The sequence below is a fragment of the Brooklawnia cerclae genome (assembly GCF_011758645.1).
GTDB classification, from domain to species: Bacteria; Actinomycetota; Actinomycetes; order Propionibacteriales; family Propionibacteriaceae; genus Brooklawnia; species Brooklawnia cerclae.
On record NZ_JAAMOZ010000001.1, the window covers coordinates 2816735 to 2839250 of the forward strand.

25 protein-coding genes are annotated in these 22516 nt (G+C 66.3%); 12 read left to right on the plus strand and 13 right to left on the minus strand.

What is annotated here, in order from left to right:
• Nucleotides 1-2 precede the first annotated feature (2 nt).
• The 5 genes from FB473_RS13020 to FB473_RS13040 form a co-directional block, all read right to left on the minus strand.
• Nucleotides 3-1499 (minus strand): xylulokinase, encoded by a 1497-nt coding sequence (locus FB473_RS13020; RefSeq protein WP_167168501.1) that lies wholly within the window; start codon nucleotides 1497-1499, stop codon nucleotides 3-5.
• A 66-nt stretch (nucleotides 1500-1565) separates the two neighbouring features.
• Nucleotides 1566-2594 carry an autoinducer 2 ABC transporter substrate-binding protein gene (locus FB473_RS13025; protein WP_167168502.1) on the minus strand — a complete coding sequence of 343 codons (1029 nt, stop codon included), beginning with the start codon at nucleotides 2592-2594 and terminating at the stop codon, nucleotides 1566-1568.
• Nucleotides 2591-3592: an ABC transporter permease gene (locus FB473_RS13030; protein WP_167168503.1), complete on the minus strand. Its 1002-nt coding sequence runs from the start codon at nucleotides 3590-3592 to the stop codon at nucleotides 2591-2593. Before FB473_RS13030 ends, FB473_RS13025 begins: the two co-directional genes overlap by 4 nt.
• Nucleotides 3589-4596, minus strand: coding sequence for an ABC transporter permease subunit (locus tag FB473_RS13035; RefSeq protein ID WP_167168505.1), 1008 nt, complete (start codon nucleotides 4594-4596; stop codon nucleotides 3589-3591). Before FB473_RS13035 ends, FB473_RS13030 begins: the two co-directional genes overlap by 4 nt.
• Nucleotides 4593-6101, minus strand: coding sequence for a sugar ABC transporter ATP-binding protein (locus tag FB473_RS13040; RefSeq protein ID WP_167168507.1), 1509 nt, complete (start codon nucleotides 6099-6101; stop codon nucleotides 4593-4595). Before FB473_RS13040 ends, FB473_RS13035 begins: the two co-directional genes overlap by 4 nt.
• 273 nt (nucleotides 6102-6374) lie before the next feature.
• Between FB473_RS13040 and FB473_RS13045 the strand changes: the two genes are divergently transcribed.
• Nucleotides 6375-7160 (plus strand): DeoR/GlpR family DNA-binding transcription regulator, encoded by a 786-nt coding sequence (locus tag FB473_RS13045; RefSeq protein ID WP_167168509.1) that lies wholly within the window; start codon nucleotides 6375-6377, stop codon nucleotides 7158-7160.
• 270 nt (nucleotides 7161-7430) lie between these two features.
• Here FB473_RS13045 and FB473_RS13050 read toward each other — a convergent pair whose 3' ends face one another.
• Nucleotides 7431-8375, minus strand: a complete 945-nt coding sequence (locus FB473_RS13050; RefSeq protein ID WP_167168511.1) for an SDR family oxidoreductase — start codon at nucleotides 8373-8375, stop codon at nucleotides 7431-7433.
• A 269-nt stretch (nucleotides 8376-8644) separates the two neighbouring features.
• Between FB473_RS13050 and FB473_RS13055 the strand changes: the two genes are divergently transcribed.
• The 8 genes from FB473_RS13055 to FB473_RS13090 all read left to right on the plus strand — a co-directional run bounded on the left by FB473_RS13055 (nucleotide 8645) and on the right by FB473_RS13090 (nucleotide 15059).
• The gene (locus FB473_RS13055; protein WP_208390563.1) at nucleotides 8645-9487 is read left to right on the plus strand and encodes a helix-turn-helix transcriptional regulator; all 843 of its coding nucleotides are present in this window, start codon (nucleotides 8645-8647) and stop codon (nucleotides 9485-9487) included.
• A gap of 210 nt (nucleotides 9488-9697) precedes the next feature.
• Nucleotides 9698-11080 (plus strand): TIGR00366 family protein, encoded by a 1383-nt coding sequence (locus tag FB473_RS13060; RefSeq protein WP_208390564.1) that lies wholly within the window; start codon nucleotides 9698-9700, stop codon nucleotides 11078-11080.
• Nucleotides 11081-11119: 39 nt separating this feature from the next.
• The gene (locus FB473_RS13065) at nucleotides 11120-11416 is read left to right on the plus strand and encodes a YciI family protein (protein ID WP_167168513.1); all 297 of its coding nucleotides are present in this window, start codon (nucleotides 11120-11122) and stop codon (nucleotides 11414-11416) included.
• Between the two features lie 9 nt (nucleotides 11417-11425).
• The gene (gene pcaD, locus FB473_RS13070; RefSeq protein WP_167168515.1) at nucleotides 11426-12205 is read left to right on the plus strand and encodes a 3-oxoadipate enol-lactonase; all 780 of its coding nucleotides are present in this window, start codon (nucleotides 11426-11428) and stop codon (nucleotides 12203-12205) included.
• A gap of 27 nt (nucleotides 12206-12232) precedes the next feature.
• The gene (gene catC / locus FB473_RS13075; protein WP_167168516.1) at nucleotides 12233-12511 is read left to right on the plus strand and encodes a muconolactone Delta-isomerase; all 279 of its coding nucleotides are present in this window, start codon (nucleotides 12233-12235) and stop codon (nucleotides 12509-12511) included.
• A 28-nt stretch (nucleotides 12512-12539) separates the two neighbouring features.
• Entirely contained in the window at nucleotides 12540-13211 is a 672-nt protein-coding gene (locus FB473_RS13080) for a 3-oxoacid CoA-transferase subunit A (protein WP_243863568.1), read from the plus strand.
• Nucleotides 13208-13882: a 3-oxoacid CoA-transferase subunit B gene (locus tag FB473_RS13085; protein ID WP_167168518.1), complete on the plus strand. Its 675-nt coding sequence runs from the start codon at nucleotides 13208-13210 to the stop codon at nucleotides 13880-13882. The genes FB473_RS13080 and FB473_RS13085 overlap by 4 nt, the downstream gene beginning before the upstream one ends.
• A gap of 1 nt (nucleotide 13883) precedes the next feature.
• Nucleotides 13884-15059 carry a thiolase family protein gene (locus tag FB473_RS13090; RefSeq protein WP_167168520.1) on the plus strand — a complete coding sequence of 392 codons (1176 nt, stop codon included), beginning with the start codon at nucleotides 13884-13886 and terminating at the stop codon, nucleotides 15057-15059.
• On the opposite strand, the gene FB473_RS13095 is transcribed toward FB473_RS13090, so the two are convergent.
• The 4 genes from FB473_RS13095 to FB473_RS13110 all read right to left on the minus strand — a co-directional run bounded on the left by FB473_RS13095 (nucleotide 15043) and on the right by FB473_RS13110 (nucleotide 18500).
• The gene (locus FB473_RS13095) at nucleotides 15043-15813 is read right to left on the minus strand and encodes an IclR family transcriptional regulator domain-containing protein (protein WP_167168522.1); all 771 of its coding nucleotides are present in this window, start codon (nucleotides 15811-15813) and stop codon (nucleotides 15043-15045) included. The two genes, FB473_RS13090 and FB473_RS13095, sit on opposite strands and share 17 nt — an antisense overlap.
• The gene (locus tag FB473_RS13100) at nucleotides 15810-16493 is read right to left on the minus strand and encodes a helix-turn-helix domain-containing protein (protein ID WP_167168524.1); all 684 of its coding nucleotides are present in this window, start codon (nucleotides 16491-16493) and stop codon (nucleotides 15810-15812) included. The genes FB473_RS13095 and FB473_RS13100 overlap by 4 nt, the downstream gene beginning before the upstream one ends.
• 166 nt (nucleotides 16494-16659) lie before the next feature.
• The gene (locus FB473_RS13105) at nucleotides 16660-18066 is read right to left on the minus strand and encodes an MFS transporter (RefSeq protein WP_167168526.1); all 1407 of its coding nucleotides are present in this window, start codon (nucleotides 18064-18066) and stop codon (nucleotides 16660-16662) included.
• Nucleotides 18063-18500 (minus strand): MarR family winged helix-turn-helix transcriptional regulator, encoded by a 438-nt coding sequence (locus FB473_RS13110; RefSeq protein WP_167168529.1) that lies wholly within the window; start codon nucleotides 18498-18500, stop codon nucleotides 18063-18065. The genes FB473_RS13105 and FB473_RS13110 overlap by 4 nt, the downstream gene beginning before the upstream one ends.
• Nucleotides 18501-18663: 163 nt before the next feature.
• Here FB473_RS13110 and FB473_RS13115 point away from each other — a divergent pair, with 163 nt between their 5' ends.
• Complete coding sequence (locus tag FB473_RS13115; RefSeq protein ID WP_167168532.1) at nucleotides 18664-19911, plus strand: MFS transporter; 1248 nt, start codon at nucleotides 18664-18666, stop codon at nucleotides 19909-19911.
• A 14-nt stretch (nucleotides 19912-19925) separates the two neighbouring features.
• Here the strand turns inward: FB473_RS13115 and FB473_RS13120 are convergent, their stop codons facing one another.
• Together FB473_RS13120 and FB473_RS13125 are read right to left on the minus strand one after the other, a co-directional pair.
• On the minus strand, nucleotides 19926-20324 hold the full coding sequence (locus tag FB473_RS13120; RefSeq protein ID WP_167168534.1) for a PIN domain-containing protein: 399 nt from the start codon (nucleotides 20322-20324) through the stop codon (nucleotides 19926-19928).
• A complete protein-coding gene (locus FB473_RS13125) occupies nucleotides 20306-20569 on the minus strand; it encodes a type II toxin-antitoxin system Phd/YefM family antitoxin (protein WP_167168537.1) in 264 nt (87 codons plus the stop codon). Before FB473_RS13125 ends, FB473_RS13120 begins: the two co-directional genes overlap by 19 nt.
• Before the next feature lie 162 nt (nucleotides 20570-20731).
• Here FB473_RS13125 and FB473_RS13130 point away from each other — a divergent pair, with 162 nt between their 5' ends.
• Both FB473_RS13130 and FB473_RS13135 read left to right on the plus strand, forming a co-directional pair.
• Nucleotides 20732-21058, plus strand: coding sequence for a YchJ family protein (locus FB473_RS13130; RefSeq protein ID WP_208390565.1), 327 nt, complete (start codon nucleotides 20732-20734; stop codon nucleotides 21056-21058).
• A gap of 110 nt (nucleotides 21059-21168) precedes the next feature.
• Nucleotides 21169-21486 carry a hypothetical protein gene (locus FB473_RS13135; protein ID WP_167168540.1) on the plus strand — a complete coding sequence of 106 codons (318 nt, stop codon included), beginning with the start codon at nucleotides 21169-21171 and terminating at the stop codon, nucleotides 21484-21486.
• Nucleotides 21487-21817: 331 nt separating this feature from the next.
• Here FB473_RS13135 and FB473_RS13145 read toward each other — a convergent pair whose 3' ends face one another.
• Nucleotides 21818-22501: a M48 family metallopeptidase gene (locus FB473_RS13145; protein ID WP_341770121.1), complete on the minus strand. Its 684-nt coding sequence runs from the start codon at nucleotides 22499-22501 to the stop codon at nucleotides 21818-21820.
• Nucleotides 22502-22516: the final 15 nt, after the last annotated feature.

Consider the following 22516-nt stretch of genomic DNA (forward strand, 5'->3'; position numbering starts at 1 on the left):
GATCAGTTCCTCTCCGGGGTGGACGCCTGACGCTGGGCAGCGTCCAGGCTCGAGACGAAAGCGGCGCGCCGGGGCACCGCGTCCTGGTAGAAAGCCGAGTCGGGGCCTGGTTCCAGCCGGGTCGAGCCCGGCATCATGCGCAGACAGCATTCCCCGATACGCGCGGGATCGGCTGCTGCGGCGAGCATCGCCGCACCTCGGCAGGCCGCGTCGGGCTCTCGCAGCACGTCGATCGGCTCGCCCAGTACGTCGGCGATGATCCGCGGCCACACCGGGCTCTGGGTGGCTCCGCCCATCACGCGCACGGCGCTGACCTGCGGATTGACGCCGCGGTGCAGAGCGACGAGCGTCGCCGCCTCGTAACAGATGCCCTCGAGTGTGGCGCGGACGAAGTGCCTGCGCTCGTGGGTGAGATCCATACCCACGAAGCCTCCGCGCGACCGCTCGTCCCATACAGGGACGGTCGCCCCGAAGTGTGGCACGAGCATGAGGCCGTCGGAACCCGCGGGGGTGGCGAGCACGTCCTGGGTGACGGCGTCGAACGACAGCGGTTCGCCGCTCGTCCCCCACAGGCCGCGAACCCACTCCAGGGACGAGCCGCCGTTGAGCAGCGAGCAGAATGCGCCCCACAGCCCGGGAAGCACGTGGTCGCTGAAGGACAGGTTCTCTCTCGGGTCGGGCAGCGGCACCGCCGAGGCACCGAGGACGACCCAGGCCGTGCCGGTCGACAGGACGAGGGTCGACGCGTCGAGTGCCCCGGCGCCGAGCGCGGCACAGTACTGGTCATGGCCCCCGGCGACCACCACGACGTCCCGCGGCAATCCGAGATCGGCTGCCGCGCGGGGCGTGAGGGTGCCGATGGCCTCGCCAGGGTCCACGAGCCCCGGTAACACGGACTCGTCGATGCCGATGGCCTCGAGGATGTCGGGGTCGTAACGGCGTTCGGCGGCATTCGTCAGTTGCGTGATGCCCGCGCTGTTGCGGTCGAGGCACGGACGCCCGGTGAGCCTCATCGCGAGGAAATCATGCGTGGACAAGAACAGGCCGGTCGCCGCGAACAGATCGTGGTCGTGGCTGCGCATGTCGGCGATCTGCGCCGCGTTGTATCGGGGGCCGAGCTTCCAGCCCGTGCGCTCGTAGAAGCCGTGGGCACCGAAGCGCGCGTCCAGCGCCTGTGCGGCAGCGGCGGCACGCGAGTCGAGCCACGATCGCGCCGGGGCGAGCGGATTCCCGTCGCGATCGGCGTTGACCAACGTGCCACCCTGAACTGACATCGCCAGTGCACCGATTCGGGCGGGGTCGATGCCGTCGGTCACCGCGCGCACCGACCGTACGATCGCCGTCCACCAGTCCTCCGCGTCCTGCTCCACCTCGACCGGCGAGCGCCGGTCGATGGCGTAGTGCCAGGACGCCGACGCCAGTGCTGTGCCGTCGTCGGCCATGAGGACTGTCTTGGTGCCCGATGTTCCCACGTCGAGACCGATGACCAGATCTGCCATGATTCCTTCCTGTCGGTGCCCGGCACTAGGCCTGCCGGGCACCGACCCATGGACTGTGCGAACAGCTCAGTAGTCGTACTCGTCGATGTTGTCGGCCGTGAAGTCGAGGAACTCGTTGAACAGGAGCACATCGCCCGAGTAGGTCAACTGGTCGTACCCGTCGTAACCGGAGACCGTCCCCTCGGAGTAGGTCTTGCCGTCCAGAAGGTCCTTGGTGACGTAGACCGCGAGCTTCGCGTACTTCTCCAGATCCCAGAAGTTGATGATCTGAGCGGAGTCGTCGGCGATGTAGGGCTTCATGACGTTCGGCGTCGAGATGCCGGTGACATACACCTGGCCCTGCTTACCGGCCTGCTGAACCGCGCGTGCCGCGCCGACGGCCGCCTCGGAACTGTTCGAGATGATGCCCTTGAGATCGGGGTAGGCGGTGAGCAGGTTCTGGGCGATCGTGTACGCCTTGGCGGGATCGACGTCCGCGCCCTCCACACTGACCAGATCGAGGCCGGGGTAGGTCTCGGCGCTGTATGCCTTGATCGCGTCGATCCGCTCGTTGAGGAGGTTCGCGCTGAGCGAGCCGGTGATCACCGCGTACTGGCCCGATTCACCCATCTGGCTGACCAGGGAGTCGACCATATGCGCGCCGAAGTCTTCCATGCTCCCGATGCCGATGTAGTTCTCGCGGCCGTCGGGGTCGGTGTCGACGTCCCACGTGTAGACGTGGATGCCGGCGTCCATCGCCTGCTGGAGCACGGGCACCACGGAGGTGCCGTCGACGGCCGAGATGACGATCGCGTCCACGCCGCGAGTGATCATGTTCTGGACGATCTCCGACTGCTTGGCAGCATCGGCGGTATCAGGGCCCTGATAGATCCAGTTGATACCGCCGATCTCCTCGGCGGCTTCCTGCATCGCGGTGTTGGCGGTCTCGAAATACGGGGCGCCGACCACCATCGGGATGAAGGCGACGTCGTAGGTGGAATCGTCGGACGACCCCGCGCTCGCCCCGGTGCCCCCCGGTGTTCCCGTCGTACAGCCGGTGACCGCGAGTGCTGCGACGGTGGCAGCGACCGCTGCCACTCTCAGGCGTTTGATCATGCTTGTCTCTCCTTGCTGGTTGTGATTGCGCCGAAGACGGGCGCAGTTTTCCTTCGGGAAGTTCGGACGCGCTTGGCGATCTCGCGACCGGTGAGGACGATGATGAGGATCGATCCGATCACCACCGTCTGGATGAAGACCGAGACGTTGGCCAGTCCCAGGCCGTTCTGGATCACGGTGAACACCGCGACACCGAGAATCGCGCCGACGACGTTGCCCCGCCCACCCGCGATGCTGATGCCCCCGAAGACCACCGCCGAGATGGCCGAGAGCACGTAGGCGTCGCCCAGGTCGACCCGCGCGGTGGCCGTGCGGCTCGACAGCACCACCGCCACGACGTAGGCGAGGAGCGCGGCGAACACGTACGTCGCCATCAGGGTGCGAGCTGTGCGTATGCCGGCGAAGCGGGCCGCGACCGGGTTCGCCCCGATGAGGTAGACGTGTCGTCCCCAGCGGGTGGACGTCAGGAGGTAGGCCGTGATGATGACGATCGCGATCATCAGGAAAACCTGCGCTGGAACCGGGCCGACGAAGCTCTGACCGAACACGAAATAGGACGTGGGGAAGCTGGAGACCGCACGTCCGTCACTCATCACCGTGGCTGCGCCGCCGTAGGCGAGGCTGGTGCCCAGTGTGGCCACGAGGGACGGCACCCCGAGCACCCCCACGAGAGCCCCGTTGATCAGGCCCGCGGCGACGGCGACGAGCAGCCCGGCGAGCATGGCTGCGGGCAGCGGCCACCCGTGTGCGACCAGCACGGCCATGGTGACGGCGACGAGCCCGACCTGTGCGCCGATCGACAGGTCGATGCCGCCCGTGATGATGACCACGGACATACCGCAGGTGATGATCGCGAGTTCCACCATCTGCCGGGCGAGCTGGAACAGATTGCCCGCGGTGAGGAAGCTGGGACTCAGTGCGGACACCACGATGAACAGGAGCGCGAAGAGGCCCACCAGCACCCACTCCGTCGGGTACCTCGAGAAAAGCCGCTTCATCGTTCCTCCTTGGTCGTAGCGGACGAGTTCAATCGCGCCATGAGAAGGGCACGGTCCTGGATCACCGCGGCGGTCACGGCGGCGACGACGATCAGGCCGCTCACGAGGTCCTGCCAGTACACGGGCACTCCGCTGAGTACCAGGCCGTTCTGGATCACACCCAGGAGCAGCACGCCGAGCAGAGTGCCGCCGATGTGGATGCGCCCGCCGAAGACGCTCGCACCTCCGAGGATGGCCGCCGCGATCGCCGTCATCTCGAAGCCGACGCCCGCGCCGGGCTGCGCGGAGCCCATCTGGACGAGATAGAGCACCCCGGCCAGCCCCGAGAACGCACCCATGATCACGAAGACGAGGAAATCGACGCGGGACACGTTGACACCGAATCGCAATGCCGCCTCGCGGTTGCCGCCGAGAGCGACGACGTCACGTCCGCTCGTGGTCCGGTGCATGTACACGGCCAGCAGAACCGTTGCCACGGCCACCACGATGAGTACCCCTGGGATGCCGACAGGCCCGTCCACCTGGGACGACGTCAACCATGCGGGCACGCCGCTCGTCCAGGCACCGTTGGTCGTCGAATACAGGACGCCCCGCAGGATGCTCGATGTACCGAGTGTGACGATGATCGCGGGAAGACGTATCAACGCGACGAACAACCCGTTCAGAGCTCCGAGAACGCAACCGATCACGACGCCCAGCAGGAGCATGGTGCCCGTGTTCACGATGGCGGACTGCGTCTGAGCTGCCGTGACGATGTCGCCGACGACAACGGCGGTGACCGCGAGTTGCGCCCCGACGGACACGTCGATGTGGGCCGGGACCAACACGATCGTCATGCCCAGCGCGAGCACGGCCATGACCGCGTTGCTGGTGAGCACGTTGCGGATGTTGCTCACGGTCATGAACTGCGGCGAGATGACCGCGACGACGCAGGATATGACGACGATGCTTGCGGCGATGACGATTTCGCGTCGTCGGACGATCGCAGCGAGCGTGGCATTCACTGATGGTCTCCTTGCAGCTCGAGCGTCAGGATCGATTCCTGCGTGCTTTCACCGGGCGTTGTCTCGCCCACGATTCGTCCACCACGCATGACGAGAATGCGGTTGGCCAGTGCAAGCACCTCGGACAGCTCCGACGAGATGACCAGCACACCCGTCCCGGAGGCCGCGAGGCCTTGTAAGAGCCGGTGGATCTCGCGTTTGGCGCCGATGTCGACCCCGCTGGTCGGTTCGTCGACGATCAGCAGGCGAGGTTCGGCGGCCATCCAGCGGGCGAGCAGTACCTTCTGCTGGTTGCCGCCGCTGAGGGTGCTCGCGTCGGCGCTCGGAAGAGCGGGGCGTATGTCCAGGTCGCGGGTGTAGCGGGCGACGAGCGCGTCCTCCTTGCGTGGCACGATGCGCCGGAACCGGTCGACCAGCCTGTCGAGCGCCGCGACGGTGGCGTTCGTCCGGATCGAGTGGCCGGCGAAGATCCCCTGGAGCCTGCGATCCTCCGGCAGGTAACCGATGCCATGGGCGAGCGCATCGGCCGGCGACCCGATGACGACCTCCTTGCCGTCGACGCGCAGACGACCCGAGCGGGCCGGTGTCATGCCGAAGATGGTGTGCGCGAGTTCGGTGCGCCCGGACCCGACGAGGCCGGTGATCGCGACGATCTCGTTGCGCCGGACGCTGAAGGACACCCCCTGCGTCGTGCCACCGACCAGTAGGTCGTCGACGCCCAGGATCTCCTCACCCGCCTCGCCCTCGACCCGGGACGCGGCGTACTCGGTGCGCCGACCCACCATCGCTGCTATCAGATCGTCCTGCGTGAAGTCGGGGATGCCGCCCGTCGTGACCACCTGTCCGTCGCGCAAGACCATCACCCGGTCACAGATGCGAAACACCTCGTCAAGCTTGTGGCTGATGAAGACGATGCCGACCTGCGCCGCCCGGAGTTCGTCGACGATCCGGTAGAGGATCTCGGTCTCCACCGCGGACAGGGCACTTGTGGGCTCGTCCATGACGATCACCCGCGCTTCGGTCGCGACCGCTCTGGCGATGGCGAGCATCTGTTGCTGCCCGAAGCTCAGCGTCTCGACGGGGGCGTCGACATCGAAGTCGAGGCCGAGCCTTTCGAGAACCTCCACGGCAGCCGAACGCCAGGCCGACGGCCGGTAGACCCCGTGGCCCTCCCGGGCACGGGTGAATCCGAGGTTCTCGGCAACCGTGAGATTCGGGAACAGGCTCAAGTCCTGGTAGATGACCGAGACGCCCCAGTGCAGCGTCCGTACCGGGTCGACGGCGTCGTGCGTCTGGCCGAAATATGTGAGTTGCGCTCCGGGATCGGGGTGCTCGGCGCCCGACAGGATCTTGATGAGCGTCGACTTCCCCGCGCCGTTCTCACCGACGAGCGCGAGCACCTCCCCAGCACGAATCTCGATCGACGCATCACGAAGCACCGTGATGCCCGAGTAGGTCTTCGACACGTGGTCAAGGGCGATGAGGGTCTCGGACCCTGTGCGCATCGGCATTCTCCCCCACTCTCACAAGGGCCGACCCGCCAGCAACCACTGACGGGGGACGGCCACCCGGTCCGTCATGCAACACGAGGAGTATTGCACCTTTCTGACGTATTGATGACGCTACGATGCAACTAACATCAAAACGTTACAAGTAGTTAACACTCTTCAACCGGCTCCGGGACGTCGGCATGCAGCTCCGGCCTCGTCCGGAAATACTGAACCGCAAGCGGCTTCGCGATATCGTGGCCGTAAAGTCCAAGAAAGGCGACCAGCTACATGAAGGCACGCGACCGCTGGAACCACATCCTTGGCCTGATATCACGTGAGGGCTACGCCGAGATCACCTCCATCGCGGAGGATCTCGGCGTCTCCGTGGCCACAGTGCGGCGCGATGTCGACAGGCTGGCGGAACAGCAGTTGCTCACCCGCACGCGCGGCGGCGCCGTGTCGAACTCCACGGCCTACGACCTTCCCCTGCGCTACAACGCGGAACGCAACGTCGCCCAGAAGGCCGCCATCGCGGATCTGGCGATCAGCCGCGTCGCCGAAGGTGCGGTCGTGGCGATCAGCGGGGGGACGACAACGACGGAGGTCGCGCGCGCACTGGCGCTCAGGTCGGAACGGCACACCGGCTCGCGGTGGCCGGCGATCACCCTCGTCACCAACGCCATCAACATCGCCAACGAGTTGGCTGTACGGCCGAACATCCGTCTGGTCGTGTTGGGAGGGGTTGTCCGCCCGCAGTCGTACGAGCTCACCGGTCACCTCGCCGAACTCGCGCTCGCGGAGATCGCCATCGACGTCGCGGTCATCGGCGGCAACGCGGTGGACGTCAGGTACGGCTTGAGCTGCCACAACGAAGGAGAAGCAGCCATCGCCCGCGCCATCCAGGCCCGTGCGGCACAGACCCTCGTCGTGGCCGACTCCTCCAAGCTCGGCGCGCACGCATTCGCCCGCATCTGCCCTGCCGAGGCGATCACGACCCTGATCACGGACAAGGCGGCACCTGATGGCACGGTGGCCGAACTCCGGGAGGCAGGCGTCGAGGTGCTGTTGGCCTGAGCCGCCACGTGTCCCGATCCGAACGCCGTGACAGAGATGACCTAAGGAATCACTGATCAATGTGGGCAACGCTGGCTGAGCCTGTCGAAGCCCGTTGCCGGATGGCAGTTCCACGACCCTTCGACAGGCTCAGGGATCGTTGATCAGCGTTTCCCCAAGCCGTGCGGCGAGCGAATCGTTCACCGCAGCGCGCACGGCCGCTCCGTCATCGTCGTGGTTGATGTGCGGACGACCGCGATCTGTCGGTGGGACGTGAGGACCCGGAGTGCCTCAGTCGTTCGGGAACCGAACCCCCGTGAGTTCCTCGGAGACCTGCCACATGCGCCGGGCGTCCTCGACGCTGCGTAGGCGGGAGTAGAGCCTCTGTTCCCCGGGTGCGCCGCCCATGTGCCCGAGCCCGCGCGGCCCGTAGAAACCACCGCCCCTGGCGTCGGGAGATGTGGCGGCGTACAGGGCGGGAAGCCCGGCGCTCTCGACGGTGCCGACGAGGATGCCTCGTTCGGACAGAGCACCGATGAGCCGTCGTCCGCCCGTGGCGTCGGTGCGACCGAGTTCGGGCCGGGCGGCGAGGAGGCTTGTCGGAGCGACCCCGGGGTGGGACAGGTTACTCGTGATGCCCCAGCCACCGGCCCTGCTGCGACGGTCGAGCTCGAGCCCGAACAGCCCGAACGCGATCTTCGACTGGCTGTAGGCGTTCATGCCGGCGTAGGAGCGTTCCCAGTTCAGATCGTCCCAATTGACGGCACCCTGGTTCGCCGCGACGCTGATCTGCGAAGTCACGCGCGCATGCCCCGCGCGCAGCAGCGGAAACAGCTGCGCCACCAGGGCGAAGTGCCCGAGGTGGTTGGTGCCGAACTGCAGTTCGAACCCGTCGGCTGTCGTCTGCCGCTCCGGTGGAGTCATGACGCCGGCGTTGTTGATGAGGACGCGGATCGGCCGGCCCTCCCGCCGCAGCGTCTCGCCGAGAGCGGCGACCGAGCCGAGCGAGGACAGGTCGAGGTCACGGAGCGTCACGTTCGCGGCAGGGGTCACCTGCTTGATCCTGGCGAGCGCGGCTTCACCTTTACGCCGGTTGCGGACGGGCATGATCACCTCGGCGCCGGCCGCGGCCAGCCTCATGACGATCCCGAGGCCGATACCGTCGCTCGCCCCGGTGACGAGCGCGCGCTCACCGGACACGTCGGGGACGGTGATGTCGATTGATCTGTGTGGCATGTGTTCACTCCTGACGGTGGTGTTGTCTCCTCCACCGTGACCGAAGACCGCGTCCCGATTAAGGACCACTCGATCCACTGATCCGCAGAGCCAGGCTCCGATCGAGCCCGCGTCCAGGGCTCGGGTACCCGCCCGGTAGTCGCTTCCCCTGCTCAGGTGCCACAGCAGCGCCGCGCGACGACGCCCGCCCCGCCGACGGGGGGATCATCAGGCCGTGGATGTGAGAGCCCGAGGACACTAGAAAGGACACGACACCGAAGGAGGCACGCATGCTGATCGACCGGACCGGACTGGCGGATTTCCTCCGGCGCCGCCGGGAATCGCTGCAACCCGAGGACGTCGGCCTTCCGCGCGGGCAACGCCGCAGGACGAGCGGGTTGCGCCGGGAAGAAGTCGCCTCGCTCTGCCACATGTCGACCGACTACTACTCCCGGCTCGAGCGGGGACGCGGCCCGCAGCCCTCCGAGCAGATGACCGCCTCCATCGCCCAGGGACTCCACCTCTCGCTGGACGAACGCGACCATCTGTTCCGACTCGCCGGGCACAACCCGCCCGAGCGCGGCGGGGCGAGCGAGCACATCAGCCCCGGTCTGCTGCGCATCTTCGACCGGCTGCAGGACACCCCCGCGGAGATCGTCACCGAACTCGGCGAGACCCTGCGTCAGACCGCGCTCAGCGTCGCGCTCACCGGCGACCTGACCGTCTACGCCGGCCCGGCTCGCAGCATCGGCTACCGGTGGTTCACCGACCCCCTCACCAGGCAACTCTACGAACCCGCCGACCATCCGTTCCTCACCCGCATGTTCGTCTCGGGCCTCCGCGAGACCGTCACGCTGCGAGGCCCCGGCTCTCGAGCGGCGCATCTCGCCGACCTACTCCTCGCTCGAAGCGAGGAGTTCCGTGACGTCTGGAACGACCACGAGGTCGGCGTCCGCCCCAACGAGGTGAAGCACTTCGTCCACCCCGAACTCGGCACGCTCGAGTTGGCCTGCCAGACCTTGCTCGACCCGAGTCAGTCGCATTCCCTGCTCGTCTACACCGCCGCCCCCGGGAGCGAGAGCCACGAGAAGCTCCAGCTGCTCTCCGTCATCGGGACACAGACGCTCAGTTGAGCCTGCCCCTCGTCCGCTGGTCGACCAGAGTGGCTCCATCGCACTGACCACTGCATCGAGGCCGGCCGCAGTATCACATGTTTTGTACGCGATACGAACGTTTCTACACTTCCTCTTGACGATTGGCGACTACTGGCCTAGGTTTCAAGCGCCGACACGAACACTGTTCGCTTCGCGTACAGACACTGACGTCTTGAAAGGAACACGCGCGTGCAGACAGCAGAACAGAGCCCGCCTACCGTCACGAAGGCAACCGGCCTCGACAAGGTAACCGGGTTCTTCACCGAGTTGATGCGGAAGTACCTGCCCGAGCCGATCGTCTTCGCCATCGGGCTGACCGTCCTCACCTTCATCCTCGCCATCACCGTTCAACAGTCCAACCCGATCGACATCGTCTACGCCTGGGGCGCCGGGTTCTGGGACATTCTCTCCTTCACGATGCAGATGGCTTTCATCCTCATCGCGGGCTACGTTCTGGCCAAAGCGCCCATCACCGACAAACTGCTGGACAAACTGTGCTCGCTGGTGAAGACCCCGCGCGGCGCGGTGGCCCTGGCAACGGTCGTGGGCGCGGTCGGCTCGTACATCAACTGGGGCTTCGGCCTGATGATCGGTGGTGTGCTGGCCAAGAAACTGGCCGTCCAGATCAAGGGCATCCACTATCCCGCGATCATCGCATCGGCCTACTCCGGGTTCACGCTCTACGGGCTGGGCCTGTCGGCCACGATCCCGGTGGTGATCTCCGCCAAAGGCCATCCGCTGGAGGAGGGCATGGGGATCATCCCGTTGGCCGAGACCATCTTCTCGCCGCCGATGCTCATCCTCTCGGCAGTCACCGTCATCACCCTGCCGATCCTGAACTACTTCCTCCACCCCGCTCCGGGCAAGCCGGTCACCGAGTACGACCCGAGCGTCGAGGTCGAGCCCGCTGTCACGGTGCCTGCCGCCGGCGTCGACCTCGACAAGTCGTTCGCGTACCGCGCCAACAACTCGCGGATCGTGATCTGGGTGGTCTGCGCGATGGCGCTGGTGTTCGGCATCATTTACTTCACCCGCGGCGGGCAACTCAACATCAACATCATCAACTTCATCATCCTGTTCCTGGGCATGGTGCTGATGCGCACCCCGCTGCGCTACATCGGCGCCTTCGGTGCCGGCACGAAGATGGCCTCGGGAATCATCCTGCAGTTCCCCTTCTACGCGGGAATCCTGGCGATCATGGCCGCATCCGGGCTGGTGGAGACGATCTCACAACTGTTCGTGAGCATCTCCACTCCGGAGACACTGCCCTTCTGGGGCATCGTCTCATCCTTCGTGATCAATTTCTTCGCCCCTTCAGGAGGTGGCCACTGGGTGATTCAAGGCCCGTTCATGATCGGGGCCGCCAACACTCTCGGCGCGGATCTCGGCTGGACCGCGATGTCGGTCCAACTCGGCAACGCCTGGAACGACCTCGTCCAACCGTTCTGGATCCTGCCCGCTCTGGCGCTGTCGGGCCTGAAGCTGAAGGACATCATGGGCTTCACGGTCGTCGACATGGTCTGGGTCGGGTTCCTGTACTGCGGCGCGATGCTGCTCGTCAACCTCGTATAACCCGGAACGACCCGATCCACCATCGTCGAAGGACCTGCCATGCCCTACCTGATCGAGACCTACGACAAACCCGATTCATTCGGTCTGCGGACGGCGACCCGCGACGAGCACCTTGCGTTCCTGGCTGCCAACGCCGACCTACTGCTCGCTTGCGGCGCCAAGATCGGCGACGACGGCACCGGCGCCTCCGGTGGGATCTATCTGCTGGACGTGGAGTCCCGGACCGAGGCAGAGACCTTCATCGCCCAGGATCCGTTCTCGAAGGCGAGCCTCTTCGAGCGCATCTACATCACCCGCTGGCGCAAGGCATACGTCGCCGGCGAGTGCTACCTCTAGGAGAATCGCATGCCCGTCGCACAACTTCCCGCGGTGAGTCTCTACTACGAGACCCACGGCGACCCAACCAACCCGGCAGTCGTCCTGTCGAATTCCATCGGCACCAACGCTGATCTCTGGGAACCGCTCGTCACCCAACTGGTCGCGACCCACCACGTCATCAGCTTCGATGCCCGGGGACACCGCAACTCCAGCACTCCTGTCGGTGACTACACCCTGTCCGCTCTCGCCGACGACATCGTGGGCCTGCTCGACATCCTGGGCATCGCTCGGACGAGCCTCGTGGGGCTGTCGATCGGGGGGCAGATCGGGCTCACTTTCGCCCTTGAGCACCCCGACCGGCTCGACCGCCTGGTGGTGTCGAACACAGGAGCGAAGATCGGTACAGCCGAGTCGTGGTCCGATCGAGCCGCCACAGTACGGGGCGAAGGTCTGGGATCGATCGTCGACAAGGTGGTCGCCGGTTGGCTCACCCCGGGCTTCGCCGCCGTCCATCCCGAGCTACACGCGCGGATGCGGGAGTGGTTCTTGGCCAACGACGCCGAAGGCTACGCAGCCACCTGCTACGCCCTTGCCCATGGCGACCTTCGCGATTCCCTGGGACGGATCACCGCACCCACCCTGGTGATCGGCGCCACTGGTGACCTGCCCACGCCTCCGGCGCTCACCGGGCAGATCGCCGAGGCGATCCCGGGGGCCGGGTTCGTCGCGATACCTGGCGCTCATCTGAGTGTCCAAGAGTCCCCGAACGAGTACGGACGAGCAGTTCTCGCCCACCTCAATTCCTGAACAACAAACGACAAGAAGGAGAAGACGATGAAGTTCATGTGCCAGATGTCGATCACGTTCCCGGAGTCCATGTCGCCCGAGACGAAAGCCGACTACCAGGCCCAGGAGAAGGAGTACTCGCAGGCGCTGCAGCGTGCGGGCGAGTTCGAGGCGATCTACCGGGTCGCCGGCAGGTATGCCAACGTCTCCATCTTCGAGGTGGAATCCAACGACCGGCTGCACGAGATCTTGTCCGGGTTCCCGATGTTCCCCTACATGGACATCGTGACGACCCCGTTGTGCAAGCACCCGAACTCGATCAAGTAGATCCACCGAGCGCTGGAAGGAGAAGGACTTGCTGGAGGTCATGCCGACCGCAAGGGCGGCTGTGGAGGACATCGGCAACGGGGCCACCGTCATGATCGGTGGGTTCGGCACCGCCGGGCAGCCCGTTGAACTCATCGATGCCCTGATCGAACAGGGCGCCACAGAACTCACCGTGGTGAACAACAACGCCGGAAACGGCGACGTCGGACTCGCGGAACTCATCCGGCTCGGCCGGGTCCGCAGGATCATCTGTTCGTTTCCCCGGCAGTCCGACTCCTGGCACTTCGACGCCAGATATCTCGCCGGCGAGATCGAACTGGAGGTTGTTCCACAAGGAAACCTCGCTGAACGGATCAGGGCCGGAGGGGCCGGCATCGGTGCCTTCTTCACTCCGACCGGCTACGGGACGCTGTTGGCCGAGGGCAAGGAGACTCGGATCATCGACGGACGCGGTCAGGTTCTCGAATACCCGATCAAAGCCGACATCGCTCTCATCAAAGCGGCCCGGGCCGATCGCGCCGGCAATCTCGTGTATCGCAAGACCGCACGCAACTTCGGCCCCATCATGGCCACTGCGGCGCGCACCACCATCGTCCAGGTCGCCGACCTGGTCGACATCGGCGGGATCGACCCTGAGGCCGTCGTCACTCCCGGGATCTACGTGAACCGGATCGTCGTCACCGCAGAGGCCACCGCATGAGCAACTCCACCCCACTGAGCCGCGACCAGTTGGCACAACGAGTCGCGGCGGACGTCACCGTCGGTTCCTTCGTCAACCTCGGCATCGGCATGCCGACGAAGGTCTCCGACTATCTGGACGCGGACCGCCGTGTCACCCTCCACACCGAGAACGGCATGCTCGGAATGGGCCCCGAGGCGCACGACGGCGAGATCGACGACGACTTGATCAACGCCGGCAAGATCCCCGTCACCGAACTGCCGGGAGCGTCCTATTTCCATCACGCCGACTCGTTCGCGATGATGCGTGGCGGCCACCTCGACCTGTGCGTCATGGGTGCCTACCAGGTGTCGGTGACAGGAGACCTCGCCAACTGGCACACCGGCAAACCGGGAGCGATCCCGGCCGTCGGTGGCGCCATGGATCTCGCCATCGGTGCCCGCGAGGTGTACGTGATGATGACTCTCTTCACCCGGGACGGCCGACCGAAGCTGGTCGCCGAGCTGACCTACCCCATCACCGGGCTGGCCTGCGTCAACCGGGTTTACACCGACGTCGCGACCTTCCATCTGGTCGACGGACGCGCACACGTCGTGGACATCCACGGCATCGACTTCGCCGAACTCCTCGCCCGTACCGGTCTCGACCTCGTCGACGCCCGAGCGAACTCCGTCCCCACGAACAAGGAGTGACATGAGCGCATACCTCTACGACGCTGTCCGCACCCCCTTCGGGCGCTATGGCAAGGGCTTGGCCGCGATCCGGCCGGACGACCTCCTGTCCACCACGATCACCCAACTTCTGGCCCGCCACGACTCGCTCGACCCCGCGGATGTCGAGGACGTCCTCATGGGCAACGCCAACGGCGCTGGGGAAGAGAACAGGGATGTCGCCAGGATGGCATGGCTGCTGGCAGGTCTGCCGGTGACGGTGCCTGGTGCGACCGTCAACCGGCTCTGTGGCTCCGGGCTGGAGGCGTGCATCCAAGCGGCCCGCCTGGTCGAAGCCGGGGATGCGTCGGTGGTCGTCGCGGGTGGGGTCGAGTCCATGTCGCGCGCACCGTGGGTCATGTTGAAGCCCGAGCGTCCATACCCGGTGGGGCCTGCCCGCCTGGAGTCGACCTCGATCGGGTGGCGGCTCACCAACCCACTCATGCCGACGACCTACACCGTCGCCCTCGGAGAGGGAGCCGAGATCCTGGCTGACCAGTACGCGATCAGTCGCGAGGAGCAGGATGCCTTCGCGCTGCGCTCCCATCAACTGGCCGCCGCGGCCTGGGACGAAGGGCGGTACGACGACGAGATCGTCCAGGTGCCGGGAGCAGAACTCGCCCGCGACGAGGGAATCCGGCCGGACACCTCCGCCGAGGCCCTCGCACGGCTCCGGCCGGCCTTTCGATCGGAGCGCGGCACCGTCACAGCGGGTAACAGTTCCCCTCTCAACGACGGCGCGGCCGCCGTCCTCATCGGTGACGAAGATGCAGCCGACAGCCTGGGTGACCCGCTGGCGAGGATCGTCTCCCGTGGAGCCGCCGGAGTCTCACCCGAGGTGTTCGGGATCGGTCCGGTGGAGGCGGCCGAGCAGGCGCTGCACCGTGCAAACCTCGGTTGGGACGATCTCGACCTCGTCGAACTCAACGAGGCGTTCGCCGCACAGTCGCTCGCCTGCCTCAGGTTGTGGCCGGGCCTCGATCCGGAGAAGGTCAATGTCGACGGCGGCGCGATCGCCATCGGGCATCCGCTGGGCGCTTCCGGAGCTCGAATTCTCGGCCACCTGGCACACGCGCTCAAGCGCCGGGGCGGAGGCCGCGGAATGGCAGCGATCTGCATCGGAGTCGGTCAGGGACTGGCGGTCATCCTGGAGGTGTGACGCGCTCCGTATAGGCCTCGCCGATCTCGGACGCGGTCGCCCGCAGGGCGGTGACCTTCTCGGCCACCTGGGACTCATCGAACTCGGTCAGCGGAGTCGGCAGATTCAGCGCTGCGATCACAGCTCCGCCAGGGCCGAGGACCGGCACGGCCACGGTGACCAGTTCCGGCTCGAATTCGCCTCTGACGACGCAGAATCCTTGCGAACGCACGTCGTCCACCACTGCCATGATCTCGTCCGGACTCGTCCTGGTCGCACCGGTGAGAGGCCGCAAAGCCATCTCCTCCAGGAGGTTGCGCATCGCTTCTTCCGTCTCGCCTGCCAGGAGCACGCGGCCCATCGCGGTGGCGTGGAGCGGTATGCGAGTGCCGATCCTGATGACCGCGTGCACGATCCTGCGACCGGGGATGCGCTGCACGTAGACAGCCTCGAAGCCGTCCCTCACAGCCAGCGAGGTCGACTGGTGGGTGGCACCCGCGAGGCTTCGCATCGGCCCCAGTGCCACCCCCGGTAGGATCGCCGATTCCAGATATGCGTCGGCAAGCGCCAGCGCACGCGGAGTGAGCGACCACAGCCGGTTCCGGCTGGTGGCGAACCCCATGGTCTCCAGCGATCTGAGGATCCGTCGCGCCACCGCCCGGGGGACGCCGCACGCGTCCGCCACCTCACTGAGCGCCTGAGGCTGATCGGACGCGTTGAGCGCGCGGATCACGCTCAGCCCGCGCGCGAGAGTCTGCATCGAGGACGAGGTCACAGGCCCACCGTTTCCACTCGGGGATCGAGGTGGACGAGGTGCGCCAGGTCGGCCTCGAGTTCGGATGCGCTCGCACGCAGGTGCTCCCCGATCAGGGCACGCCGGGCCTCGTCCAGCGGCACCGACACCACACAGCCCAGTGCCAGCTGCACCACTCCCCCGCGTCCCCGCACCTGAACGGCAGCCGAGTTCAGCCCGGCGATCGGGTCACCGTCCGCCGTCCACACCCTGCCCGGGTCGGCTGGGGAGACCAGCGCCTGATCGAAAGCACCCTCATGGCGTCCCCGGGCGAGCCCGGCCGGCAGTGCGACCTGGATGATCTTGCGGGGGGCCGCCTGCGCCAGGTAGGCGGGATGACCGCCCACGCGCACCGCGGCCAGGGCGACCTCTCCGAGTGCGTCCGCGATCGTGCGCAACCGCGGACCGGTCACCTGCGCGAGCGTCGTCCCTCCGAAGCTGGTCAGGCCGAGACTCAGCAACTGCGGAGTCAACCGGTAGCCGCCGCCGACCTCGACCGCGTATCCTTCCTCGACCAGCGTGAGCAGAATCCGTCGCGCGGTCGGGCGGGACAGCCCGGCCAGGTTCGCGAGCGAGGTGATCGTGTGCGTGGGGTGTTCAGCGTCGAAGCAGGCGACCGCAGACAACGCCCTCACCAACGACTTGACCGTCTCGTCCTGCACCGCCCCTCCTCACACCGCGTCATCAAGATTCATCGTCAGGACGAGCGTATACGCGATCCGAACGCGTGTCCGAGCGCCCTCCGTGACGCTCGGGGACGAAGTGCTCAACCTGCCAGGCGGGCATGGGGAGATGCGGCAGAACAGCGCCTGCCGAACGACGGCTCACTCAACGACCTTGCGTCGTCGCAGGTGCCCTGTCGCCGTCCCGGAGTGCTCGATCGGCGAGCGTGAGGATCAGCGCCGCCACGGCGATGATGACGATGATCCAGGCGATGACGTGCAGGCCCGGGTCGCTCGCGCTGGGCCCGAAGATGCGTCCGATGAGGCTGGACGCCACGATCGCACCTATCTGCACCGAGGTGCGGGACAGGCCTGCCGCGGAGCCCATCTGCGCGCCGGGCGCCTGCCGATAAAGCGCGGCCTGATTGGAGACCGAGGCGAGCCCCTGCGGGATGCCGAACAGGGCGACGACGACGAGCAGGAGCCACAGCGGACTGTCTGCGTGGACGGTGGCGAGGAGCATCCCACCGAGTATCGGCGTGCCCGCCGCGATCACGAGTGGCCAGCGCACGCGTGAGCTGCGCGAGACGAGGACGGTCGCCACGGCCGCGCAGATCGCGGCGGGCAGTTGCATGAGCCCGGCGGCCTCACTGGAGAGCCCGGCGACGGCCTGCACCCATTGCGTGAAGGCGTAGACGACGAGGTAGATGCACATGTAGACGAGAAACAGGCGCAGATAGGTGCGCGTGAGCGCCGCGTTGTGGGCGAGCATGCGCACGTCCAGGAACGGGGCAGGCTGTCGCAGTTCCCACAGAACCAGGATGACCGCCGCCGCGATCGCGATCGGGACGAGCCAGTAAAGCCTGCCACCGGGGTCGAGGAGGAAGAACAACGCCGATGTGACGGCGATCGCGAAACATGCGATACCCGGCAGGTCGAGCGCACGGATGCCCGCGGGTCGTGGACTGCTTCCGGCGACCCGCGTGCTGTCCGCAGGAAGCCACAGGCAGACGAGAACGATCGCGACCAGAGCGAAGGGCACGTTGACGAGGAAGATCGATTGCCAACCGAAGTGTTCGATGAGTACCCCGCCGAGGACGGGGCCGATGGCGGCGGTGACGAGGCTCGATATCGACAGGCCCGACAGCAGTATCTGCGGTGTCTCGACACCGAGGCGAAGGGACTGGTCCTTGATGAGCGTCATCGCGGACGGATACGCCGACGAGGTGCCGATGCCGATCGCCAGCCGTGAGACGAGCGCGCCGGTGAAGGTGGGCGAGATCAGGGGGATCAGGCCGCCGAGCCCTGCGATGGCCAACCCGGTGATGTAGACCTTTCGCGGCCCGAACAGGTCTGCGAGCTTGCCCATCGTGGGCTGGAAGATCGCGCTGACAAGGTAGAGGCCCGCGACGAGCCAGATGACCACCGAGGCCGGCGCGCCGGTGGCCTGCGAGATCGGTACGAGTGCGACGGAGATCATCGTGGTGTTGATCGGGTTCAACGCCGGGCCGATCAGCACGGGGGCCGCGAACCGGCCGCCGAACCCCGAACGCTGCGGTTCTTCGGAAGTCATCTGCGGTTACCCAGATCCTCCAGCCACGACAGCGTCTCCGCCATCTGCTCACGCTGGCGCGCCGAGAGTTCACGTTCCAGCAGAATCGCCAGGTCCCGATCGCGCAGTTCGTTGACCGAAGCCATCATGGCCAGACCCGCCTGTGTGATGTGGACGTTCTCACGCCGCCGATCGGACGGGTCCGAGGTCTTCCGGACGAGCCCCCGGCCGACCAGCGACCGCACCACGGTGCTCATCGTCTGGGACCGCAGCCTCTCTCGATCCGCGAGCTCGGCCGTTGTCAACGGCCCGACGCGCTCCAGTCTGCTGAGCGTCGCCTCCTCGGTGCGAGACAGTCCCTCGACGAGCCCGGCCTGGCGCACCACGCGGCGAAGGCGATCCACGACCAGTCGCAGCCGCTGCGCGGTGCGCAGCGTGTCTTCCTCGTCACTCATGCGCACAAGGGTAGCAACTAATCAGTTAAACTGACCAGTTTTTCTTACTAGATGGACGAAGGGCTCGACTCGATGGTGGTGAAGCCGGAGACGTCCTGCAAGGATCCAGCCGTCACCGCAAGAAATTGCCAGGTCGGCCACGCGGTCGATACGGTTAGGAGTCGTGCTCTCGAACTACGCGGAAATCTTGCGCCTCCCCGGAGCATGGACCTTCTCACTGGCCGGATTCATCCTGCGCATCCCGATGTCGCTGGTGGGGATCTCGACGATCCTGCTGATCAAGGCCATGTACGGGAACTACACGACGGCCGGCGCGGTCAGCGCGGTCTCCGTGATCGGCGTGGTCGTCGGGGCGCCGATCCTGGCGCGCCTCGTCGACGCCCACGGGCAACGCCGCGTCATGGGCCCGGCGCTCACGATCTCGACGCTGGCACTGGCCGGCTTGGTCGTCACCGCCGTCAGCCACGCGCCGATCCCGGTCCTCTTCATTGCAGCCGCCGTGTCCGGCGCCTCCTGGGGATCACCGGGCGCGCTCGTCCGATCGCGCTGGTCGCTGGTGGCGACCTCACCCCGGCAGCTCAACACCGCCTACGCGCTCGAGGCCGCCATCGACGAGTTCGTCTTCATCGTCGGGCCGATCCTCGCCACCACCCTCGGCACGGCGATCCACCCGGCGTCCGGGCTCGTGTTGGCGATCGTCTGCCTGACGATCGGAGGCGTCGCCTTCCTCGGCCAGCGCGCGACCGAACCGCCCGTCGTCGCACGCGTGCACGGCGAGAAGCGCCCGACCGTCCTGCTCAACCCGGTCGTCGTCGTCCTCGCCCTCACCTACATCGGGGCCGGAACAATGTTCGGCGCGAACGACGTCGCCGTCGTCGCCTTCACCGAGGAACACGGCGCACCCCAACTGGCCGGATTGCTCCTGGCGTTCTTCGCGCTGGGCTCCTTCACAGCCGCCCTGATCTACGGTGCGCGGACGTGGCGTCAGCCCTTGTGGAAGCTGTTCGCGATCGGCGTCGTCCTGCTGGCACTCGGGGCGTCCACGTTTCTGCTGGCCCGCTCGCTGGTGATGCTCGGCATCATCATGTGGATCACGGGCCTGACTATCGCCCCGACGATGACCAACGTCAATACGATCATCTCGAAGGTCGTGCCCCGGGTTCAGCTCACAGAGGGCCTCACCTGGATGTCGACGGCGATGAACCTCGGTGCGTCCGCGGGGTCGTTCCTGGGCGGACGCGCGATCGACGCGCAGGGCGCGCACGGCGGCTTCCTCGTCGTCGTGGTGTTCGCGTGGGTCATGGCGGTGCTCATGCTCGTCGGGCTCCCCCGGTTGCGGCGCGACACAGGCAAGGACGAAGTCGCCACGACGGTGGACGAGAGGCACGAGCCGGACGCTGCGCGCTGCTAGCGGATCTCGCCTGATCAGGCCGCGACGACCGCGACGAAACCTTCGAGTCCGGCGAAGTCGTCGGTGTTCCGGGTGATGACAGCGGCACCGTGCGCGGCCGCTGTCGCCGCGATCATGAGGTCGATGGCACGGCCACGGACCTCACGTCCCCCGGCAAGGACGAGCCCGCACACGGTCTCGTACGCGGTCGCCGCGGAGTCGTCGAACGGGACGCCGGGGCCGAGAACTGTGCGAAGCCGGGCGATCCGTGCCTCGCGGCGTGCACGTTCGACCGGGTCCGCGGTCTTGCGAATGCCGTATCCGAGTTCGGCCCACGACAGCGACGAGACAGCGACCTCATAACCAGGATGCGAGAGCGACTCCGCCACTAAAAGGTTGGTGTCGAGGATCGCCTTCATGCGGTGTGCGCCCACGGGTCAGTCATGCCCTCCGCCGCACGGTCGGCAGCGATCTCACGGGCCCAAGCGCCATCCGCGCCCAGCTGCCGGAGCACCGCGTCGACCTCGCCGCTCGGCACCCAACGCTGACGACGGACACCCGTGACCTCCGCCACCGGCTCGCCATGATCGGTGATGGTGTAAGTGGCGCCGGTCTTGACCTCACGAAGCATGCGCGTGGGATTCTGGCGGAGTTCGCCGATGCTGATGGTGCTGGCCATGCTAGTCGTGTCCTTTCTAGATAATTATCTACACAGTCTACGACAAATATGCTGTCAGCGTCGACCACCGACAACAGGTTCAACCATTGCCGGAGAAGTCGGCCCACCCGAGGTCGCCGAAATCGTCCACTCATGCCTCACTGCTGCGGATAAGGTCGCCTCATGGCCAGCTCGCAGTTCGACTCGTGGCCCGGGACCGCCGAGGCGCTCATGCGCTCACGCTTCGCCGCGTTCCGCGACGGTGACGCCGACTGGCTCCTCGCGTCCTGGCACTCCTCCACCCGACCAGCCACGATCGACCTCACCGACAACCCTCAGTGGCGTGGCCTCCAGATCATCGACACCGTGGACGGCGGCCCGGACGACGACACGGGCATCGTCGAGTTCCGCGCCACCTACCTCATCCCCGGAGGGGGTATCGGCGTACAGCACGAGCGATCGCGATTCGTCCACGAGAACGGACGCTGGTACTACCTCGACGCCGTGTGATAGCTGCGAAGGGACCGCGTCGTTGTACTCACCGCCGACCGAAACGCACCCACTCGAGCGCTACTGAGCAGAAGCGCTGACCACCCCGGCCCGACGCCAATGCCACCCGCATGACCGACGAGGACGACGCCGGGTATTTCCTCTTCGCCACGTACGCCGACAGCCCGCCAGCCTCCGGCGACGCACTGGCCAAACACATCACCACCGTGCTCGCCGAGTGCCGACCGCAACCGGCCTGCCAGCGCTGCGGCGGCAACGAGGTGAGCCTCGAACCACGTGGCTCGGACGCGGTCGCGGTCACGGTGCAACTCCACCTCGGACCGGCCACCAAACCCGGACTGGCTACGATCACCGCAGAACTGCCGATCGATCCGGACGCTCCCTTGCACATCCGGCTCTTCACGGTCGAGGGTGTAGATGTGGTCTGAAGCCTCTGGCTTCGAGTAGTGATCTCGCGACATAGTGGGTGAGGTTGCGCAAGCTGAGGGCGGTCCCGCGGAGGTGTTCGATCCGGGTTGCTCTGGGATGCCGACGCTGGTCTTCTCGATCGTGTGCGCGAGGAAGAATCTGCCCAGGCCGCGGTCCTTCTCCCGAGACGTGGTGATCATATCTTGGTGGATACCCCACGTTGCCTAGATCTCCGCGTGCCGGTCATCGGCAAACAGCGCGTCCAGCCGCGGGCGAGATCAGGCAGCGACGTATCCCAGTGGAAGGTCTCGAAGAATCCGCAGTTCTTGATCCAGTCAATCCTCTTCAGCATCAGTCGGTGTCCCAAACCTCATCAGCCAGTGGGGCCCCGTTCAGCTCATCCCGGCGTGCGCGCCAGTCCGGCAGGAACCGGTCCATCAAGTCGGTGAAGCGTTGGTTATGGCTGCGTTCGTACAGGTGGACCAGCTCGTGGACCACGACGTATTCGAGGCAGCGCGGGTGCTTCTTGGCTAGCTCGGGGTTGAGCCAGATGGCGCGCGAGGCGGTCTGGCAGGTTCCCCACTTGGTCTTCATGTGGCGGACGACGACCGAGTCGACCTTGACGCCGACAACCGGCTGCCACTTCTCCAGCAGCGCCGGGATCGCAGCCTTGAGCTCACGCCGGTACCAGTTGTCGAGGATCCGGCGTCGCTTGTCGGCGTCTGTGCCGGCGGGGGCTGACAGCCAGAGGGTGTTGCCCTTGGGTTCGATGGCGATGCGGCCGGAGTGCGAGACGTCCAACTGGTAGCGGCTACCCCATACGTAGTGGGTCTCGCCGGAGATCATTTCGCGTTCTGTCTGACGATCGGCGTTCTGCAACTGCTCGCGCTGCTTCTTGATCCAGGGCAGGCGCTGCACTATGGCCAGCCGGATGGCGTCCTCGTCGAGACGGTGCGGTGCGGCCACACGAACCCGGCCTACCGGCGGGTAGACCGAGATGTGCATGTTCTTGATGTCCTTGTAGATGACATCCACGCCGAGCCCAGCGAC

Bases quoted from the DNA above. Each gene is read 5' to 3' on its own strand.
- FB473_RS13020 (WP_167168501.1), bottom strand. From the start codon at position 1,499: ATGGCAGATCTGGTCATCGGTCTCGACGTGGGAACATCGGGCACCAAG.
- FB473_RS13065 (WP_167168513.1), top strand. From the start codon at position 11,120: ATGCCCTACCTGATCGAGACCTACGACAAACCCGATTCATTCGGTCTG.
- FB473_RS13130 (WP_208390565.1), top strand. From the start codon at position 20,732: ATGGCCAGCTCGCAGTTCGACTCGTGGCCCGGGACCGCCGAGGCGCTC.
- pcaD (WP_167168515.1), top strand. From the start codon at position 11,426: ATGCCCGTCGCACAACTTCCCGCGGTGAGTCTCTACTACGAGACCCAC.
- FB473_RS13110 (WP_167168529.1), bottom strand. From the start codon at position 18,500: ATGAGTGACGAGGAAGACACGCTGCGCACCGCGCAGCGGCTGCGACTG.
- FB473_RS13055 (WP_208390563.1), top strand. From the start codon at position 8,645: ATGCTGATCGACCGGACCGGACTGGCGGATTTCCTCCGGCGCCGCCGG.
- FB473_RS13135 (WP_167168540.1), top strand. From the start codon at position 21,169: ATGACCGACGAGGACGACGCCGGGTATTTCCTCTTCGCCACGTACGCC.
- FB473_RS13105 (WP_167168526.1), bottom strand. From the start codon at position 18,066: ATGACTTCCGAAGAACCGCAGCGTTCGGGGTTCGGCGGCCGGTTCGCG.
- FB473_RS13025 (WP_167168502.1), bottom strand. From the start codon at position 2,594: ATGATCAAACGCCTGAGAGTGGCAGCGGTCGCTGCCACCGTCGCAGCA.
- FB473_RS13030 (WP_167168503.1), bottom strand. From the start codon at position 3,592: ATGAAGCGGCTTTTCTCGAGGTACCCGACGGAGTGGGTGCTGGTGGGC.
- FB473_RS13040 (WP_167168507.1), bottom strand. From the start codon at position 6,101: ATGCGCACAGGGTCCGAGACCCTCATCGCCCTTGACCACGTGTCGAAG.
- FB473_RS13090 (WP_167168520.1), top strand. From the start codon at position 13,884: ATGAGCGCATACCTCTACGACGCTGTCCGCACCCCCTTCGGGCGCTAT.
- FB473_RS13125 (WP_167168537.1), bottom strand. From the start codon at position 20,569: ATGGCCAGCACCATCAGCATCGGCGAACTCCGCCAGAATCCCACGCGC.
- FB473_RS13045 (WP_167168509.1), top strand. From the start codon at position 6,375: ATGAAGGCACGCGACCGCTGGAACCACATCCTTGGCCTGATATCACGT.
- FB473_RS13085 (WP_167168518.1), top strand. From the start codon at position 13,208: ATGAGCAACTCCACCCCACTGAGCCGCGACCAGTTGGCACAACGAGTC.
- FB473_RS13050 (WP_167168511.1), bottom strand. From the start codon at position 8,375: ATGCCACACAGATCAATCGACATCACCGTCCCCGACGTGTCCGGTGAG.
- catC (WP_167168516.1), top strand. From the start codon at position 12,233: ATGAAGTTCATGTGCCAGATGTCGATCACGTTCCCGGAGTCCATGTCG.